The organism is Roseomonas genomospecies 6, from assembly GCF_008365375.1.
In the GTDB taxonomy this organism is placed as follows: Bacteria; Pseudomonadota; Alphaproteobacteria; order Azospirillales; family Azospirillaceae; genus Azospirillum.
The window spans coordinates 30,151-47,961 of record NZ_QOKW01000034.1; the positions used below are offsets into that span (position 1 = coordinate 30,151).

At 69.2% G+C, this 17,811-nt stretch carries 16 protein-coding genes; 6 read left to right on the top strand and 10 right to left on the bottom strand.

Going from position 1 to position 17,811, the window contains the following annotated elements; genetic code table 11:
• Nucleotides 1–7 precede the first annotated feature (7 nt).
• Together DS843_RS27130 and DS843_RS27135 are read right to left on the bottom strand one after the other, a co-directional pair.
• Nucleotides 8–1,474, bottom strand: coding sequence for an alpha/beta hydrolase (locus DS843_RS27130; protein WP_149471948.1), 1,467 nt, complete (start codon nucleotides 1,472–1,474; stop codon nucleotides 8–10).
• Between the two features lie 286 nt (nucleotides 1,475–1,760).
• Entirely contained in the window at nucleotides 1,761–2,021 is a 261-nt protein-coding gene (locus tag DS843_RS27135; RefSeq protein ID WP_149471949.1) for a hypothetical protein, read from the bottom strand.
• Here DS843_RS27135 and DS843_RS27140 point away from each other — a divergent pair.
• Nucleotides 2,020–2,859, top strand: a complete 840-nt coding sequence (locus DS843_RS27140) for an ABC transporter substrate-binding protein (protein ID WP_149471950.1) — start codon at nucleotides 2,020–2,022, stop codon at nucleotides 2,857–2,859. The two genes, DS843_RS27135 and DS843_RS27140, sit on opposite strands and share 2 nt — an antisense overlap.
• 44 nt (nucleotides 2,860–2,903) lie before the next feature.
• A complete protein-coding gene (locus tag DS843_RS27145) occupies nucleotides 2,904–3,686 on the top strand; it encodes a molybdate ABC transporter substrate-binding protein (RefSeq protein WP_286192350.1) in 783 nt (260 codons plus the stop codon).
• Nucleotides 3,687–3,804: 118 nt separating this feature from the next.
• Here the strand turns inward: DS843_RS27145 and DS843_RS27150 are convergent, their stop codons facing one another.
• The 8 genes from DS843_RS27150 to DS843_RS27185 form a co-directional block, all read right to left on the bottom strand.
• The gene (locus DS843_RS27150) at nucleotides 3,805–4,854 is read right to left on the bottom strand and encodes a TerC family protein (protein ID WP_149471952.1); all 1,050 of its coding nucleotides are present in this window, start codon (nucleotides 4,852–4,854) and stop codon (nucleotides 3,805–3,807) included.
• A gap of 495 nt (nucleotides 4,855–5,349) precedes the next feature.
• Nucleotides 5,350–5,676 (bottom strand): DUF3325 domain-containing protein, encoded by a 327-nt coding sequence (locus tag DS843_RS27155; protein ID WP_149471953.1) that lies wholly within the window; start codon nucleotides 5,674–5,676, stop codon nucleotides 5,350–5,352.
• Nucleotides 5,673–7,295 carry a PepSY-associated TM helix domain-containing protein gene (locus DS843_RS27160; protein WP_149471954.1) on the bottom strand — a complete coding sequence of 541 codons (1,623 nt, stop codon included), beginning with the start codon at nucleotides 7,293–7,295 and terminating at the stop codon, nucleotides 5,673–5,675. The genes DS843_RS27155 and DS843_RS27160 overlap by 4 nt, the downstream gene beginning before the upstream one ends.
• The gene (locus DS843_RS27165; RefSeq protein ID WP_149471955.1) at nucleotides 7,292–7,510 is read right to left on the bottom strand and encodes a DUF3649 domain-containing protein; all 219 of its coding nucleotides are present in this window, start codon (nucleotides 7,508–7,510) and stop codon (nucleotides 7,292–7,294) included. Before DS843_RS27165 ends, DS843_RS27160 begins: the two co-directional genes overlap by 4 nt.
• A gap of 224 nt (nucleotides 7,511–7,734) precedes the next feature.
• Nucleotides 7,735–8,934: a sensor histidine kinase gene (locus DS843_RS27170; RefSeq protein ID WP_149471956.1), complete on the bottom strand. Its 1,200-nt coding sequence runs from the start codon at nucleotides 8,932–8,934 to the stop codon at nucleotides 7,735–7,737.
• Nucleotides 8,931–11,960: a hybrid sensor histidine kinase/response regulator gene (locus DS843_RS27175; RefSeq protein WP_149471957.1), complete on the bottom strand. Its 3,030-nt coding sequence runs from the start codon at nucleotides 11,958–11,960 to the stop codon at nucleotides 8,931–8,933. The genes DS843_RS27170 and DS843_RS27175 overlap by 4 nt, the downstream gene beginning before the upstream one ends.
• On the bottom strand, nucleotides 11,960–13,498 hold the full coding sequence (locus DS843_RS27180; protein ID WP_149471958.1) for a bifunctional metallophosphatase/5'-nucleotidase: 1,539 nt from the start codon (nucleotides 13,496–13,498) through the stop codon (nucleotides 11,960–11,962). Before DS843_RS27180 ends, DS843_RS27175 begins: the two co-directional genes overlap by 1 nt.
• Nucleotides 13,499–13,629: 131 nt before the next feature.
• Entirely contained in the window at nucleotides 13,630–13,959 is a 330-nt protein-coding gene (locus tag DS843_RS27185) for a DUF2218 domain-containing protein (protein WP_149471959.1), read from the bottom strand.
• Nucleotides 13,960–14,158: 199 nt separating this feature from the next.
• Between DS843_RS27185 and DS843_RS27190 the strand changes: the two genes are divergently transcribed.
• The 4 genes from DS843_RS27190 to DS843_RS27205 are packed head-to-tail and all read left to right on the top strand — an operon-like array spanning nucleotide 14,159 to nucleotide 17,806.
• Nucleotides 14,159–15,088: a siderophore ABC transporter substrate-binding protein gene (locus DS843_RS27190; protein ID WP_149471960.1), complete on the top strand. Its 930-nt coding sequence runs from the start codon at nucleotides 14,159–14,161 to the stop codon at nucleotides 15,086–15,088.
• A gap of 3 nt (nucleotides 15,089–15,091) precedes the next feature.
• On the top strand, nucleotides 15,092–16,078 hold the full coding sequence (locus DS843_RS27195; RefSeq protein WP_208852337.1) for an ABC transporter permease: 987 nt from the start codon (nucleotides 15,092–15,094) through the stop codon (nucleotides 16,076–16,078).
• Entirely contained in the window at nucleotides 16,068–17,051 is a 984-nt protein-coding gene (locus DS843_RS27200; RefSeq protein ID WP_286192351.1) for an iron chelate uptake ABC transporter family permease subunit, read from the top strand. Before DS843_RS27195 ends, DS843_RS27200 begins: the two co-directional genes overlap by 11 nt.
• Entirely contained in the window at nucleotides 17,048–17,806 is a 759-nt protein-coding gene (locus DS843_RS27205; RefSeq protein ID WP_149471961.1) for an iron ABC transporter ATP-binding protein, read from the top strand. Before DS843_RS27200 ends, DS843_RS27205 begins: the two co-directional genes overlap by 4 nt.
• Nucleotides 17,807–17,811: the final 5 nt, after the last annotated feature.

A 17,811-nucleotide genomic window follows, 5' to 3' on the forward strand; every position in this document is an offset into this window, starting at 1 on the left:
TGTGTGTCTAGGGAGACCGGTCGCCGGGCGACAGGTGGCTCGACGCTTCCCCGGACGTTTCCGGGGTCAAGGTTTCCTCGATCCGCTCCAGCAGGTACGGGAAGAAGGGGTTGGACGACATGCGGAGCAGGGCATCCATGCTGACGATCAGCGCTCCACGCTCACCCCGCGCTGCCACCGCGCCCAGATGGATGCCGAAATCCTCGTTGGGGTCGGGGTGCAGACCGTAAAGGGAGTCGGTCGTCGGGAACGGAAGGGCGACATGCGACAGCGAATAGACGTCGAAGGGATAAACCAACCCCAGCTCCTGCACCTGCTCCGTCTCCGTGCCCGGCTCCATCGTTCGCGCCACCACGTCGGTGCGCTCCGGATCGGCGTTGGTGATGATCGTGGTCCTGAACCGGCGGGGCGGGTCGGGCAGGATGCGCGCCAGCATGGTGTCGGACGCCGAACTCAGGAGCGGGCCGAACTTGGTGTTGCGGTTCACGTCGAACAGCACGAGTTCGCTGCCGTTGGCGGGCAGGTGGGCGTACAGCCCGGACAGGATCGCCCGCGTGCTGACGGTGAAATCCATCACCGACTGGAAGGTGAGGATCGGGGCCAGCCCGTCCAGCCCGCCGCCCGCGCGGTTCGCGATCCTGCTCTGAAGAGCCGCGGTCAGCAGATGCGACTGCCGCGCGCCGTTCACCGGAAACGAGTTGTACTTGAAGGGGTTGAATTCCGGCACGACGCTGAGCCAGGCGGCCTTCGCGAAGGCGGGGAAGATCGCGGGCAAGCCGGCCAGACCGGCGAACCGCGCGAACGCGGTGATCCCGATCATCGGCGAGATCAGAACGATGCGGTCGGGACGCTTCAGCCGGGCATCGTCGAGGGCGTCGAGCGCATACATCATCGCAAGCGCCCCGCCGTTCGAAAAACCGACCACATGGAACGGTTGGTCCGGAGCGATGCGCCGCTGCGCTTCCCGCGCCGCCAACCGGGTGGCCGCCAACCAATCCTCCCACGCGATGTCCGCCAGTCCGGCGGGGACCGTGCCGTGTCCGGGCAACCGGATGGCGATGGCGACGAATCCGTAGGCTTGATAAAGGCGGGCGATGTGACGAAGGCTGTAGGGTGAGTCGGTCAAACCATGAAGGAACAGCACCGCGCCTTTGACGGGACCGTCGGGTTCAAGCACGTATGATCGGTTCCAGTCCTGTGGGAACCGCCCGGGATAGATCGGGCTTCCATCGAAATACCGGTTGACCGGAACGCGCTCTTCCGGAGGCAACTTCCGGGTGACTTCCGCCCGCACGCTGTCGAAGATGGCGGCCTCGGCCTTCAGGTAATCGGTCCAGTCGCTGTTCTCCAGGTCCTCATGAGAAAGCTCCTGAGGCACGAAGGTATGCCAACTCTCAAGCGGCAGACCACGTTGCGAGTCATAGGCGCGCACCAGAAGCAGAACCACAGCGCTGACGGCGAGCAGCGCGATCATCCTCCTCGCAATTCTCCATGCCCATGGCTTCATGAAAACATGACTTCCGAGTTCGGAGGCTCCCGCACACGGCCAGAAGCTTCTGACATTGCAAGCGTTCGTATAGGAAAGTTGACGTGATAATCACACCGAAACGCGATCTGCAATGCCCATGTTATGAAAACGGCATTTCCGATGAAAGACTTTCATAGTGATTAATCCGCGCATTCATTATTAGTGAGGAGGACACACTCAAATTTCAGAAACCAATGCGGCAAAAATACTTATCAAGAACCAAAACGTCTCCTCATGAGCGCTGTTTAATGTCTGAATGATTGACAAGCCCAGCGTTGTGACGGGAACCGATCTCGGCTGCGCCGCGTTCCGCATCGGCATCCACAACCCGAGCCCATCCCTTGGCAGGGTGGGAGGTGGCCCGGCGCCGTACGCCGGCCTTGGGTGAAACCAACCGACCGTTAAAGCGCGGTACGCGAATGTTCGCTTTGAGCATGATGGAAACCCCGTTATGGTGTCGATGACATAACGCCTGGGAGGAATTCATCGTCATGTCCCTGTTGTCCCGCCGATCCCTTTTGACGGCTCTCGCCATCGTCGCGACGGTCGCGGCCACGAAGGCTCCGGCATACGCCGAGGACCGCTTCATCACCGTCGCCTCGACCACCTCGACCGAGGATTCCGGGCTCTTCAAGCACATCCTGCCGCTGTTCAAGGCGAAGTCCGGGATCGAAGTGCGGGTGGTCGCCAAGGGCACCGGCCAGGCCATCGATCAGGCGAAGCGCGGCGACGCCGACGTGCTGTTCGTCCACCACAAGCCGTCCGAGGACGCGTTCGTCGCCGAGGGCTTCGGGGTGCAGCGCTTCCCGGTCATGTACAACGACTTCGTTCTCGTCGGTCCGAAGTCCGACCCGGCCGGCGTGAAGGGCGGAAAGGACATCACCGCCGCCCTGAAGAAGATCGCCGAGACGAAGGCGCCGTTCGCCTCGCGCGGCGACGACAGCGGCACCAACAAGACCGAACTCGGCCTGTGGAAAACCGCCGCGGTCGAACCGAAGTCGGGCGACTGGTACAAGGCGCTGGGGCAAGGGATGGGGCCGACGCTGAACGCCGCCGCCGCGATGAACGCCTACACGCTGGCCGACCGCGGCACATGGCTGAGCTTCAAGAACCGCGGCGAGCTGGAGGTGGCTGTCGAGGGCGACAAGCGCCTGTTCAACCAGTACGGGGTCATCCTGGCGAACCCGGCCAAGTTCCCGCACGTCAAGACGGCCGAGGGGCAGGCGTTCATCGACTGGCTGCGCTCGCCGGAGGGACAGGGCGCCATCGCGTCCTACACGATCGGCGGCGAGCCGCTGTTCTTCCCCAACGCCGGCGAACCCGGCGCCTGATGGGGGGACCGGTCTTGGCATATCGGACCAAGCGGAGGGCTGCGGTGGTCGCCGTCGCCCTCGGCATGCTGTTCGGCGGCGATGCCGCCGCTACAGATGCCGTGAAGCTGTACGCCGCCGGCAGCCTGAAGGCCGCGCTCACCGAACTGGCGAAGGAGTACCAGTCCGCCAAGGGCGTGCCGGTCGAGGCGACCTTCGGCCCGTCCGGCCTACTCAAGGAGCGGCTGGAGAAGGGCGAATCCGGCGACGTCTTCGCCTCCGCCAACATGGAGCATCCCGAAGCGCTCAGCATGGCCGGCAAGTCCGGCCCGGTGCGGCCGTTCGCCCGCAACCAGCTCTGCGCGTTGGCCCAGCCCGACGTGAACGTGACCCCGGCGACGCTGCTGGAGCGCCTGCTCGACCCGACGGTGCGCGTCGGCACGTCGACACCGAAGGCCGACCCCGCCGGCGACTACGCCTGGGAGCTGTTCCGCAAGGCCGACGCCTTGCGGCCGGGCAGCCTGACGGCGCTGGGCGGCAAGGCGCTCAAGCTCACCGGCGGGCCGGATTCGGCCAAGCCGCCGGAGGGCCGCAATCCCTACGCCTGGGTCATGGAGCAGCGGCAGGCCGACCTGTTCCTGACCTACTGCACCAACGCCCGGCTGGCGGTGGTCGAGGTCCCGGCGCTGAGGATCGTGGCGGTGCCGGCGGAGTTGGCCGTCGGGGCCGAGTACGGACTCACCGTCATCAAGGCGGCGGAGCCGGCGCGCGGGGAGGCGTTCGCCGATTACATCCTCTCGCCGGCCGGCCAGACGGTGCTCGAGCGCTACGGCTTCGCACGGCCATGACACGGCGGGCCTTGACCCTATAGGGCTGAGGGGCTCCACACCCATCGGTCCAAACGACATCGGGTGGCGGCATGCCCCCCGGCACACCGCCACCCGATCCATCCCGGTCAAGCGGGCGTTACTGGCTCTTGCTGTCCGAGGAAGCCGTGACCGACTCACCGGTCGAGACGCCGGCGGACTCGCCGGCCGTTCCCTTCGCCGGGCTGCCGGGCATCCACCAGCGGCGCGCCTCCGCCTCGGCCTCGCCCGGCGCCGCGTCGGCGCGGGTCTTCAGCATCGAGAAGACGATGGAGCCGCCGACCAGGAAGGCCGTGATGCCGAGCGCGACCGCCGTGGGTATCTTGTAGATGTCGACCATCAGCATCTTGGTGCCGACCACCACCAGAACCAGCGACAGGCCGTACTTCAGGTAATGGAAGCGGTGGATGATCGACGCCAGCGCGAAGTAGAGGGCGCGCAGGCCCAGGATCGCGAAGACGTTGGAGGTCCAGACGATGAACGGATCGGTGGTCACCGAGAAGACCGCCGGGATCGAGTCCACGGCGAAGACCAGATCGGTGAACTCGATCAGGATCAGCACCAGGAACAGCGGCGTCATCATCCGCACGCCGTCGCGCATCACGAAGAACTGCTGCCCCTCGTACCCGTCGGTCATGCGGAAGCGGGAGCGGACGAACCGGACGATCCGGTTGTTCTCCATGTCCGGTTCCTCGTCCACCGACATCAGCATCTTGATGCCGCTGAAGATCAGGAAGGCGCCGAAGATGTAGATGATCCAGTGGAACTCCTGGATCAGCGCCGTACCGGCCACGATCAGCACGCCGCGCATCACCAGCGCGCCCAGGATGCCCCAGAACAGCACCCGGTGCTGGTACTGCGGCGGCACCGCGAAATGCGTGAAGATCAGGGCGATGACGAAGATGTTGTCGACGCTCAGGCTGTATTCGATCAGGTAGCCGGTCAGGAACTCCAGCCCCTTCTGGGAGCCTTGGAAGTGAAAGACGCCGGCAGCGAAAATCATGGCGAGCGTGGAATAGGCCGCACAGCGCATCAGCGCCTCGCGACCGGAGATCACATGGGATTTCTTGGAAAATACGCCAAGATCAAAGGCCAAAAGCACGCCAATGAAAACGGCGAAGCCGGCCCACATTAAAACGGTTGCGTCCATGGAACTGTCCCTTGCTTCATGCACTCCGCTCCCGCAAGCGGAGATATCGATCGTCACATGAGCAGTCCGACATCACCGATCCGCCACGGCGGGGCGCATCGGCCAGAGGGGCCCGGACTGGAATCGCGGCCGCAGGATTGCAGCCAACAAAAACGCGCGCGACGGCTCCGCCGTGGCGCGTCAGGGCATACCGTCTCCCGTGTTCGTCGTGGAGAGGCGGCGGTCGTCGGTCAGGTTGTGTCTTGCTTGCGGTCCATGTCGATGTCTCCCAAAGGCCCGTCGGGATGCCGTCGTCCGGCGGTGGACCTCGTGGGAAGCAGGACCCAGGGAAAAAACGGTGCCGGCTTCCGCAAGGCCGCGCCAAGGCGACGGCTCAATGGGAAGTCCGACATCACAGCGCCGGGCGACGCTGCCAGAGGGGCCCGGACCTCAGCGGCTTATATAATCCGGCTGCGCGCGCTCAACAAGAGGGGGCGACGATCGCGCGGGGCAATCTCACGCAAGCAGAACGGGCAGCGGGGCGCAGGCCAGCGCCGCGGGGCCGAGCCTCAGCGCCGCGCGCGGCGCGTGGGGCAGCAGCAGGACGAGCGCCGCGGCGGCCACGGTCAGCAGCCCCAGCCACGCCGGCAGGCCGATGGCCCATCCCCAGCCGACAACCGCGGGCGGCAGCGACAGCCCGAGCGCCATCCAACCCGCCCAGCCCAGGAACCGGCTGGTCCGGGCGGAGGGGCGGCGGGCGAAGACCTGCTCGTGGTGGCGGTCCATGGAGAGCGCCAGGGCGAGAAAGCCCGCATAGGCGATGCACAGCGACGACAGGATCATGTCAGCTCCTCCGCGACGGCTCCGGCGGGCAGGACGGGTGGGGGGGACGCCTTGCGGGAAAAGACGTTCCGCCCCACCTTGCGCGCCGCATAGCCCAGCAGCAGGCCGACCGCCAGCGCCGTCAGGTCGAAGCCAGCCAGCAGCCAGTTCCCCGCCGGAAGGCTGTTGCCCAGGTGACCAGTGGCGGTGGCGGCGTTCAGCACAGGCAGCAGAGCGAAGAGCGCCGCCCCGGCCCACAACTGCTCCGCCCAGGCGCGCCGCGACGGGCGCAGCGGAGCGTGGAGCAAAGCGGCGGCCCAGGCCAGGAAGAACACCCCGATCTCCCAGCCCGCGCGCTCCTCCAACCCCGCCGGCAGCAGGCGGTTGGCCCAGAAATAGGCGGCGACGGCCAGCGGCAGGCCCGCCACCACACCGATGTTCAGCCGGTCGACCAGCCGGTGCCCGAACGGTTCCGGGCCGTCCCGCCCGTTGTCGGCCCGGCTGCGCTGCGACCGCCGCTTGACCACCCACAGGATCAGGCCGCTGCCCACCATCACCGTCCCGGCGATTCCGGAGACGAAGAACAGCCAGCGCATCCCCGGCCCGGCGAAGCGCGCCAGATGAAGCCCCATCAGATAATTGCCGGTCGCCATCGCCGCCGGCTGCGCATCCGCCGGGGGAACCTCCAGCGCCCGGCCCGTCGCCCCGTCGAACAGCAGCCGCTCCGTTCCGCCCGCGCCGCGCCCGATGGAATCGGCCTCCGCCGGCCTCAGTTCGATGGTGGCGTTGGCCCGGCCCGGGTTGGTGACGGTCAGGCTTCCCACCCCGCCCAGCGCCGCCCACCGCCGCTCCGCCTCGGCCAGCAGCGGGGCCACCGGGGTCAGCGGCGCGGCGTCCGGCGATGGCCGGGGCGTCGGTGCCGCGCGGCGGAAACCGCTCTCGGCGAAATAGGCCTGCCGGTTGCCGTCATAGGCGAGATCGACCGCCCAGGGCATCAGCATCGTCATGAACAGCAGCAGGCCGGAATAGGTGATCATCAGGTGGAAGGGCAGCGCCAGAACCGCCGCCGCCACATGACCGTCCATCCAAGAGCGCAGCGCCGCCTTCTCCGGGCGGAAGGTGAAGACGTCCTTGAAGATGCGGCGGTGGGTGATGATGCCGCTGACGATGGCGACCAGCATCGCCATGGTGGCGATCCCGACGATCCAGCGCGCGGTCTCGCGCGGCATCCCGTACAGCTCGAAATGGAAGCGGTAGAGGAAGTTGCCGCCCGCCGTCTCGCGCGGCTCCAGCACCTCGCCGGTCCCGGCGTCGAGCGTCGCGCGCTTCAGCGCGGCCCGGTCGTTCGGCTTGGCGTCCGGCGGGCGCCAGGACACGGACACCGCCGGGGTCCGGTCGCCGGGAAGCGTGATCGTCCACTGCGCCGCGTCCGGGGCGATCCGCACCATGCGCTCCACCGCCCGTTCGGCGGTCCCGGCGCCGGGAACGGAACCGTGAAGCTCCGGCTGCATCCAGACCGTCACCTCCTGCCGGAAATAGGCGATGGTGCCGGTCACGAAGACGGCGAACAGCAGCCAGCCGAGCAGAAGCCCCGCCCAGGTGTGCAGCCACGCCATGGATTGGCGGAACCCGTCCTTCATGACGGCGCCCCCTGTTGCAGGCCGTGCAGCAGCCAGGCTCCGCCGCCCAGCAGGAGCGTCGGCACCAACAGGCCCGGCCAGACCCGCCGGGCGCGCACGGAGAAGGACCAGACGATGGCCCCGGTGTGGATGGCGAAGGACAGCATGGTGGCGGTGTAGACCGCCTCCGCCCGCGGCATCGAGACGGCAAGGGGCAAGGCCAGACCGAGGAACATGGCCGCCGCCGCCGCCAATCCCGGCAAGGCTGCGGGACGCCACGTCCAGCCCCCGGCCGTACCGTGATGGAAAGATCGTCATCAGGACATCACCCGCGCGTTCAGGACTCCGGTGCGCGGTGCCCCGCCCGGCCCCCCGCATCACGCTCGGCGGTCATATTCCTTGAAACGGAATGAGGCGTCCAGAAAAATGAGAATGACTCTCATTCTCTAGCGCAGGCCTTTTAGAGGTCCGGCGGGGTGCGGACCGGCAGATGCAGGGTCGCCAGGGTGCCGCCCCCGGCGCGCGAGGCGATGGTGAAGGACCCGCCCAGCCGGTCCGCCGCCAGATTGTCCACGATGTTGAGGCCGAGCCCGACCGACCCGGTGCCGCGGCGGGTGGTGAAGAAGGGCTCCAGGATGCGCCCGGCGGTCCCCTCGGCGATGCCTTCGCCGTCGTCGGCGACCGCCAGCAGAATGGTCTCCGGCCCCGACGCCGCGGCCCGCAGCGTCACAAGACCGCTCCGCCCCTCCGGGAAGGCGTGGTCCAGCGCGTTGCGGACGAGCTGTTCCAGGATCGTGGACAGGATCGCCGGATTGCTGACCATGCGCAGGTCGGCGGGACAGTCCACGGCCATGCGGTGCCCCGGCGGCTCCCACTGGGGACGCAGGCTTTCCGACATCTGTTCGAGGAAGGGCCTCAGGGCGATGGTCTGGCGCAGACCGCCGTGATCCGCCGCCACCCCCTTGAAGCACTGCACGATCTCGCCCGCACGGGCGATGTTGGCGGTCAGCAGGGTGGCCAGCTCGCCCGCGCTCGCCAGGAAGCGTTCCAGTTCGGCGCGGCGGAGCTGGTTGTCCGCCAGACGCTCCGTCATCGCGGCCACCCGGTCGCCGAGGTGGGACGCGCTGCCCAGCGCCACCCCGATGGGCGTGTTGATCTCGTGCGCCACGCCGGCCACCATCTGGCGCAGCCCGGCCATCTTCTCGCGCTGGGCCTGGGCCAGCTTGCGCGTCCGCTCGCGGACCAGCGCCTCCAGATGCTCGTTCTCGTCCTTCAGGCGGCGGTTGGCCCGGCGCAGCGACAGGTGGGTGGCGACGCGGGCGCGCACGATGGCCGGGCTGAAGGGCTTGGTCACGTAATCGACCGCCCCGGTCTCCAGCCCGAACGCCTCTTCCTCCGGGCTGGACAGGGAGGTGATGAAGATCACCGGAACGTCGGCGGTCGCCGGGTCCGTCTTCAGCAGGCGGCACACCGCGTAGCCATCCAGCCCCGGCATCATCACGTCCAGCAGCACCAGCTCCGGCGGGTCGGCGGCGGCCAGTTCCAGCGCGCGGCGGCCCGAGGTCGCGAAGCGCACCTCGTAGCGGTCCTCCAGCACGCTGGCGAGCGCGCGGATGTTCGCGGTGTCGTCGTCGACGATCAGAATATGGCCACCGCTCACGGCGTCGTCTCCCGGTCCCGTTCCCTGTTCCAAGCGGCGGACAGCCGCTCCAGCGCCGCGCGGGCGGCGGCGAAGTCCAAGTCATCCACGGCCCGCCCGACGCTGTCCACCGCGTCGTCGAAGCCGCGCCCCGCCAGCAGGCCGCGCACGGCGCCGAACCGCGCCGCCGCCGAGAGGCTGCCGCTGCGCAGCGCCTCCTCCAGGGCGTGCAGCGCCTCGTCCAGCCCGTCCGGGTTTCCCGGCGGAACCACCGGGTTATCCGGCGCCACCTCCACCGTCCGCAGCGTTTCCGCCGAGGCCAGCGCGGGGCCGAGCGCGGCGGTCAGTTCGGCCAGACGATCCGGGATCGCCTCCGCCCGCCCTTCGCGCGCCGCCAGCTCCAGCGCGGCGGCGGCCCGGCTGGCCGCCATCGCGCCGACCGTCCCGGCGCTGCCGCGCAGCCCGTGGGCGAAGCGTTCCATCGCCGGCCAGTCCGCCGCCGTCCACATATGCTCCAGCCGGGCCGGCGCGTCGCCGTAGCGGTCGAGAAAATCGAGGATCGCCCGGCGCAGCGTGCCCGCCCGCCCGTTCATCCGCGCCAGCGCCGGGGCGAGGTCGAACCCCTCCAGAGCGCCAGGGAGCACCCCGTCCGCAGCGGCGGCCTTGGCGACCGGCGGAGGCCGCGCCGCCCCCGACGGCTTCAGCCAGCGGTTCAGGACGGCGACGAGACGGTGCGGCTCCACCGGCTTGGCGATGTGGTCGTCCATGCCCGCAGCCAGACAGCGCCGGCGCTCCTCCTCCAGGGCGTGGGCGGTCATGGCGATGATCGGCAGGCGGTCCGGGCCGCAGCGGCTGCGGATCGCCCGCGCCACCTCATAGCCATCCATGTCCGGCATCTGGATGTCGGTCAGCAGCGCGGCGTAGCCCGCTCCCGGCTCCAGCGCCAGCCGCACCGCCTCCGCGCCGCTGCCCACGGCGGTGACGGCCAGCCCGGCGTCCTCCAGGATCTCCCGCGCGACCAGACGGTTGACGGCGTTGTCGTCGGCGACCAGAACGCGCAGGCCGCGCAGCGGCTCGTTCACCTCCAAGCCCGCGATCCCCACATCCGCCAAGGCGGGCAGAGCCGCAGCAGGGCCGTCCGGCACGCCGACCGTCACCGTGAAGCGGAAGGTGCTGCCCTGGCCGGGCGCGCTGTCCACCGTGATGCCGCCGCCCATCATGACGGCCAGCCGCCGGCTGATCGCCAGCCCCAGCCCGGTCCCGCCGTAGCGGCGGGTGGTGGAACTGTCGGCCTGGGCGAAGGGCTGGAACAGCCGGGACACCTGCTCCGCCGTCATGCCGATGCCGGTGTCGCGCACGGCGAAGCGCAGTTCGGCCTCTCCGGCGCCCTGCGGCGCGGCGGTCACGGACAGGTCCACGCCACCGCTCTCCGTGAACTTAACCGCGTTGTTGACGAGGTTGAGAAGCACCTGCCCCAACCGCAGCGGGTCGCCCAGCAGGGCCGCCGGCACATCCGGAGCGACCTCCAGCCGCAGGGCCAGCCCCTTCTCCTCGGCGGAGAGGCGGGCGGTGCCGGCCACCATGTCCAGAACCGCGGACAGGTCGAAGGGCACGCGCTCCAGCGTCAGCATCCCCGCCTCGATCTTCGAGACGTCCAGAATGTCGTTGATGATCCCCAGAAGCGCCGTGGCGGAGGCGCGAATCCGGGTCAGATAGCCGCGCTGGCGCGGCGGCGCCCCGGCGCGCAGGGCGAGATGGCTGAGCCCCAGGATGGCGTTCATCGGCGTGCGGATCTCATGGCTCATGTTCGCCAGGAAGTCGCTCTTGGCGCGCGACGCCTCCTCGGCGCGGCGGCGCGCCTCCTCCACCTGCTGCTGGCGGCGCGCGATCTCGTCCAGGAAATGGCGGATGGAGCGGGAGATGGTGGCGATCTCGTCGGTGCCGCCATCGGGCAGCGGCGTCTCCCGCCCCTCCACCCGGTCGAGCACCGCGTCGTTCAGCCGGACCAGCCGCAAGGTCAGGAAGCGGCGCAGGTACAGATACACCCCCAGCGCCACCAGGAAGCCCAGCGCCCCCAGCCCGACCAGGATGCGGTTCTGGGTCGCGGCCAGTTCGGAGAGGCCGCCCGCCTCGTCCGCCGCCGCCGCGTTGATCCGCTCGAACAGGGCGTGGGCGATCTTCGCGACCTCCTCCACCATCACCAGCACCTGATGGGTCAGCGCCTTGCTGCGGGCGGTGGCCGCCTGCCGCTCCATCAGGCTGGGCAGAAGGCCGGAGGGGCCGAGCAGGGCCGTCTCCAGCCGCCGGTTCAGGTCGGCGAAGCGCTCCGCCTGTTCCGGCGGCAACCCGGCGTGCAGCGCCGGCAGGGCGGACAGGGCCGCCGCCGCGTCCCTCTGCGCGCGCAGGATCTCGCGCTGGAAGCGGCTGTTGCCGGCGTGGGTGCTTTCGTTCAGCACCCGGTTGACCGTGTTGGTCCAGGCGGTGAGAGGCCCCAGCCGGTCCGGCGGCAGGGTCGGCAGCACGGCGGCGACCAGGGTGCCGGCCTCCGCCGACAGGCTGCGGGTCTCGTCCAGCGCCGCGTCGGCCCGCGCCGCCGCGTCGATGCGCTCCGCCACCAGCCGGTCCAGGTCCTCCACCGTCGGCACCAGCGTGCCCAGGACGCCGGCCAGGGTGGCCCCGCCCTCGATGTCGGACAAGGCATGAGCCGATTGCGTGACCGCCGTCAGGTTGGCCGTCAGCTCCGCCAGGGTGACCCGCCGTTCGGGATGGCTGGCCGCCACGCCCAGCCGGGTCGCCTGCGACAGCACCTGCTGCAACCCGCCGTTCAGCACCGCCCCGGTGGTGATGCGCGGCAGCGCCCCGTTGGACAGGTCCGACAGGGCGTGCCGGAACTGCGCCAGATCGTAGAGCGCCGTGCCCGACACGCTCAGCAGCACCCCGACCATGACCAGCAGTCCCAGCCCGACGCGCCGCCCCACGCCGCCCCGGAAGGCGGCCCGGACGGCGGTGCGCCGGGCCGGCGCGCCGGTGGCGGTTTCCACATCCATCAACGCAGTGTGATGCGGCCGTCGATCCGGGGCGACACCGTTCCCCGGTCGGTCAGATGTTGGGCCATGATCTCCCACAGCAGCTTCCCGCTCGCCGCCGTGGAACCGCCGCCGTCGGACTTCAGCATGGCGTAGCCGTCGCCGCCCTGGGCCAGATAGTTCGGTAGGGCAACCGAATAGGAGGCCTCCGGGTCCAGCGGCTTGCCGCCGACCGTGACGGAGACGACGCGGCTTCCCGCCGGCTGCTTCAGGTCGTAGACCACGGCCATGTTGGACGGGTGGAGGAAGCTGCCCTTCTGGTTGTCCACCCCGGCGGCGCTGACCTCCAGCGCCTCGCGCAGGGCCTTGCCGGTCAGCGGGACGGCGATGATGGTGTCGCGGAAGGGCAGTTCGCGCTGGATGTCGCGGCGGGTCAGCACGGTCCCCGCCTCGTACTGGCGGTTGCCGCGGATGTTGCCGCCGTTGATGAAGGCCGCGTCGGTGTTGAAATGGCCGCGCATGGCGTCCGCGATCAGCGAGGCGAAGGCGTTCTCGCCGCTGCGCACCGCGGCGCGTCGGGTGTCGAGCGCGGTCGCCGTCGTCCCGATGTCGATGTCCAGCAGTTCCGACAGCCGGGCCAGATAGACGCCGACCCGCTTTTCCATCGCCGGGTCCGGCGTCAGCCCGGCCAGCGGCACGATCTCCGCCCCGGCCAGCGCGGGCGGCGCCTTTCCGTCGCCGTCCAGCCGAAGGACGAAGGCCGAGCCCTTCACGTTCACATGGACGCCGAAGACCTTGCCCTTGTCGGCGCCCTTGTCCGTTTCCAGCACGTCCTTGCCGGTGGCGGAGAGCTGGAGAAGCGCGTCGATGGCGGGTTCTCCACGCAGCGCCTCCACGGCCTCCGGGGAATTGTCCAGGATGGCGACCACGAAATCCGCCCCGCGGGCGCGCAACGCGCGGGCCTCCGCGGCGATCATGGCAGGGGGCCGCACCTCGATGTCGGGAACGATGTACTGCACCGTCAATTCCGGCGAGATCGCCGACACCACGCCGATCCTGCCCACGGGGGTGTCGATCAGCGAGGCGGGCTCCAGCCCTTCCATCACCTTGCCGGTGTGGCGGTCGATGGTGTTGGCGCTGACGAAGGGGAAGCGCGCCTCGTAGCTGCGCAGCGTCAGCTCGTCCTTGCCGAAGCCGAGGTCGCGCTTGGTGACGGACATCATCTCGGGCTGAAGCTCGTTCAGCAGGTCGATCATGTGGGCGCCCTTGTCGAAGGTGGACAGGACGCCCGCGGTCAGGGACGCGCCGCCGTGCAGGAACAGCGTGTTGCCCTCCGCCCGCTTGGTGCGCAGCAGCGTGGCGAGGTTGGCGAGACCGCCCTCGCCTTCCACCGGCTCGATGTCGGCCATCGTCGAGGTGAAGACGATGGAAAGCTCCGCCGCCGACGCGGCCGGCGCGAACGCACCCAGCGCCGTGACGGCGCAGGCGGCCACACAGGTCGCCACAGCGGCACGCCAGCCGGAAAAACGCCTCACGTCACCCTTGCCGCGCTTCGGCATGGTCAGCCCTCCTGCCACCCTCGTTCGTTCCGAATGGTTCTTCCCGTATTCGGGCGGGTGAGTTCAAGGCATATCCATGCATGCGGGCGAACATTGCCGTGACAATGCGCCCGTCAACGGCCCCAATCTGGTCAGGCCGCCGCTTCGTCCTGCCAGCCGTAGGCCAGCGGGACCTCGCGGAAGGCGAAGCGGTCGAGGTGCCGCTCCAGCGCCCCCTTCAGGGCGGCGAGATGCTCGGCGGAGCTGGCGTCCAGGCGGCAGTCCAGCCCGTCCGCATGGGCCTGCAGCGTCAGCGTGGCGTCGCCCGGCCAATCGGCGCCGCGGGCGTCGCGCGGGAAGACGACGCGGCCGGTCTCCGGCGTGTGTTCGACGGCCAGATTGTGCGCCCAGTGCTTGCAAAGCTGCTGAAGGTAGCGGCTGCCGTTGACGGTCGGCACGCGGACGCGGCTCGCATGTCTCATGATGACCCTTCCTGTGTCTTGGGGATGCTGGTGCGCGAACGCCGCGGCCTCCCGCCGGGGATCATCGTCCTTCGGAGCCCCGCCCGGCAAGCATAATGCGAATGCGAACAATTCGCATTGACGATGGGGAAGGATCGGGACCACAGTGTGCCCGCCCTTCCGGCATGAGCCGCCCCGGCAAAGTTGAGGAGTTTCAAGGATGAAGTTGACCCGACGCCACGCCCTCGCCATGACCGCGGCCGCCATCGGCCTCGCCGCCCTGGCGCCCGTCGCGGGCCATGCCCAGGACATGACGGTGCGGCACGCGCAGGGCGAAACGCGGCTTCCGCCGAAGCTCGACCCCGTCCTGGTCTTCGACATGGCGGCGCTGGACACGCTGGACGCGCTGGGCGTGGCCGTCGCCGGGGTGCCCACCGGCCTGAAGCCCCCGCACCTCGCCAAGTATGACGGGCCGTCCTACGCGAAGATCGGCACCTTCTTCGAACCGGACTACGAGGCGGTGAACGCCGCCGATCCCGGCCTCATCATCGCGGGTGGCCGGGCCGCCCCGAAATACGCCGAGTTGTCGCGCATCGCGCCGACGGTCGACATGACGACCGACCAGGACGACTTCCTGGCAAGCTCCATCGCCAACGCGGAGACACTGGGGCGCATCTTCGGCAAGACCGCCCTGGTGAAACAGAAGGCGGACCGGCTGCGCGCCTCCATCGCCGAGTTGAAGGCGGCGGCGGCCACCGCCGGAAAGGGCCTGCTGGTGCTGACCACCGGCGGAAAGATGAGCGCCTACGGGCCGGGGTCGCGCTTCGGCATCCTGCACACGGAGTTCGGCATCCAGCCCGCCGCCCCGGACCTGAAGGTCGCCAACCACGGGCAGGCCATCTCCTTCGAATTCATCCTGGAGACCAACCCGGACTGGCTGTTCGTGATCGACCGCGACGCGGCCATCGGGCAGGACGGCAAGCCGGCGCGGCAGTTCCTGGACAACGACATCGTGCGCCGCACCACCGCCTGGCGGAAGAATCAGGTCGTCTATCTGAACGGCGGCAACTGGTACATCGTCGGCGGCGGGCTGACCGCGCTCCAGCGGAATGTGGACGACCTCCTGGCGGCGCTGACCCGGAAGTCCTGACCGGTGAAGCCCCTTCCACTCGCGACGCTCCCAATTGCCATGGCGGGCATCGGCCTGCTGGCCGTCTGGAGCCTGTTCGTCGGCGTCAGCGACGTGAGCCTCGGGACGCTGTTCGGCGGCGGTGCCCCGGACCAAGCCACGCAGGCCGCGCAGGTCCTGCTGGTCAGCCGCCTTCCCCGGACGCTGGCGCTGATCCTGGCCGGCGCCGCCCTGGCGGTGTCCGGCCTGCTCCTCCAGATGCTCGTCCGCAACCGGTTCGTGGAGCCCTCCACCGCCGGGACCGCGGAGTCGGCGATCTTCGGGATGATGATGGTCTCGCTGCTCGCGCCGGAGATGCCGGTGTTCGGGCGGACGGCGGTCGCGAGCCTGTGCGCGCTGGCCGGGACGGGGCTGTTCCTGGCGATCCTGCGGCAGGTGCCGCTGCGCTCGCCGCTGGTCGTGCCGCTGGTCGGCCTCATGCTGGGCGGGGTCATCACGGCGATGACCGACTTCGTGGCCTACCGCCAGGACCTGATCCAGTCCGTGCGCGGGTGGGAGATGGGGGACTTCTCCGCCATCCTGCTGGGCCGCTACGAGCTTCTGTGGCTCAGCGCCGCCCTGACCGGCGTCGCCTATCTGGCGGCGGACCGCTTCACCGTCGCCGGGATGGGGCGGGACGTCGCCACCAATCTGGGCATCGACCACCGCAAGGTGATGGCGCTGGGCCTCGTCATCGTGGCGATGACCACCGCGGTGGTGATCGCCACCTGCGGCATGATCCCCTTTCTGGGACTGATCGTTCCCAACGTCGTCAGCCTCGTCCGCGGCGACAACATGCGTGGGTCCCTGCCCTGGGTCGCGCTGATGGGGGCCGGGCTGGTGCTGGCCTGCGACATCGCCGGGCGGCTGGTGATCCATCCCTACGAAATTCCCATCGGGACCATGATGGGGGTCATCGGCAGCGCCCTGTTCCTCTATCTGCTGCTGCGGAGGAACGGCCATGCCGGCTGACCGCCGCCTCCTGTCGCCGATGGCGGTCCTGGGCGGGCTGTCGGCTCTCACGCTCCTGTCGGTCGCGCTGTACATGACGCTGGGCGCGCGGGGCCGCTGGGACTTCATCCTAGCCTTCCGCGGCACCAAGATCGCCGCGATGGTGCTGGTCGGCTACGCCGTCGCCGTCTCCGCCGTGCTGTTCCAGACCATCACGAACAACCGCATCCTCACCCCGTCGGTGATGGGGTTCGACTATCTCTACCGGCTGATCCAGACGGCGCTGGTCTTCCAGTTCGGCAGCGGTCTGGTGGCGGCGCTCGACCCGCGCCTGCGCTTCGGCGTGGAGGTGGCGTCGATGGTCGTCTTCTCCGGCCTGCTCTACTGGTGGCTGTTCAACGGGGCGGGGCGGGGCGACAACCGGCGCAGCCTGCACCTGCTGCTTCTGGTCGGCATCGTGTTCGGCGTGCTGTTCCGCAGCGTGACCAACTTCCTTCAGCGCATCATCGACCCCAACGCCTTCCTGACCGTGCAGGACCGCCTGTTCGCCAACTTCAACCGGGTGGACGTCGAGCTGCTGACGGTGTCGGCGCTGATCGTGCTGGCAGTGTCGCTGGCCGGCTGGCGGTGGCGGCGCACCTTCGACGTGCTGGCGCTGGGGCGCGACGCCGCGATCAACCTCGGCGTGGAGCACCGGCGCGCGGTCATGGGCGTGCTGGTGATGGTGTCCATCCTGGTGTCGGTGTCCACGGCGCTGGTCGGGCCGGTGACCTTCTTCGGTCTGCTGGTCGCCAACCTCGCCTATCTTGTGATCCGCTCGCACCGGCACGCGCTGATCCTGCCCGCCGCGGTGCTGATCGCCGTCCTGACCCTGGTCGCCGGCCAGCTCGTGCTGGAGCGGGTGTTCGGCTACAACGCCGCGCTCAGCATCGTCATCGAGTTCGTGGGCGGTCTCGCCTTCCTGTTCATCCTGGTGCGGGGTTCGTCCCGATGATCGACGTCAAGAACATCAAGAAGAGCTACAACGGCACCGTCGTGGTGGGCGGGGTGACCCTGTCCCTTCCGGCGGGCGGGGTGATCTCGCTGATCGGGCCGAACGGGGCGGGAAAATCGACGCTGCTGTCGATCATCAGCCGCCTGCTGCCGATGACCGCCGGCACGGTGGCGATCGACGGTCTGGACGTCACCACGACCCCCGGCGAGGTGCTGGCCCGCCGCCTGTCCATCCTGCGGCAGGACAACCAGATCATGTCGCGCCTGACGGTGGAGGATCTCGTCGCCTTCGGGCGCTACCCGCACAGCAAGGGCCGCCTGACCGAGGCCGACCGGGAACACATCGCCAAGGCGCTGCGCTATCTGGACCTGGAGCCGCTCGCGGGCCGCTTCCTGGACGAGCTGTCGGGCGGCCAGCGCCAGCGCGCCTTCATCGCCATGGTGCTGTGCCAGGACACCGAATACATCCTGCTGGACGAGCCGCTGAACAACCTGGACGTCAAGCACGCCGTGGCGATGATGAAGCTGTTCCGCCGCACCGCGGACGAATTCGGCAAGACCATCGTTCTGGTCCTGCACGACATCAACTTCGCCTCCTGCTACTCCGACCGGATCGTGGCGATGCGCGACGGCCGCGTCGTGCACCAGGGACCGCCGGAGGTCATCATCACCCCGGAGGTGATCCGCGACGTCTACGGCGTCGAAGCCCAGGTGATGGAGAACGGCGGCCAGCGCATCGCGCTGTACTACCAGTAAGAGTC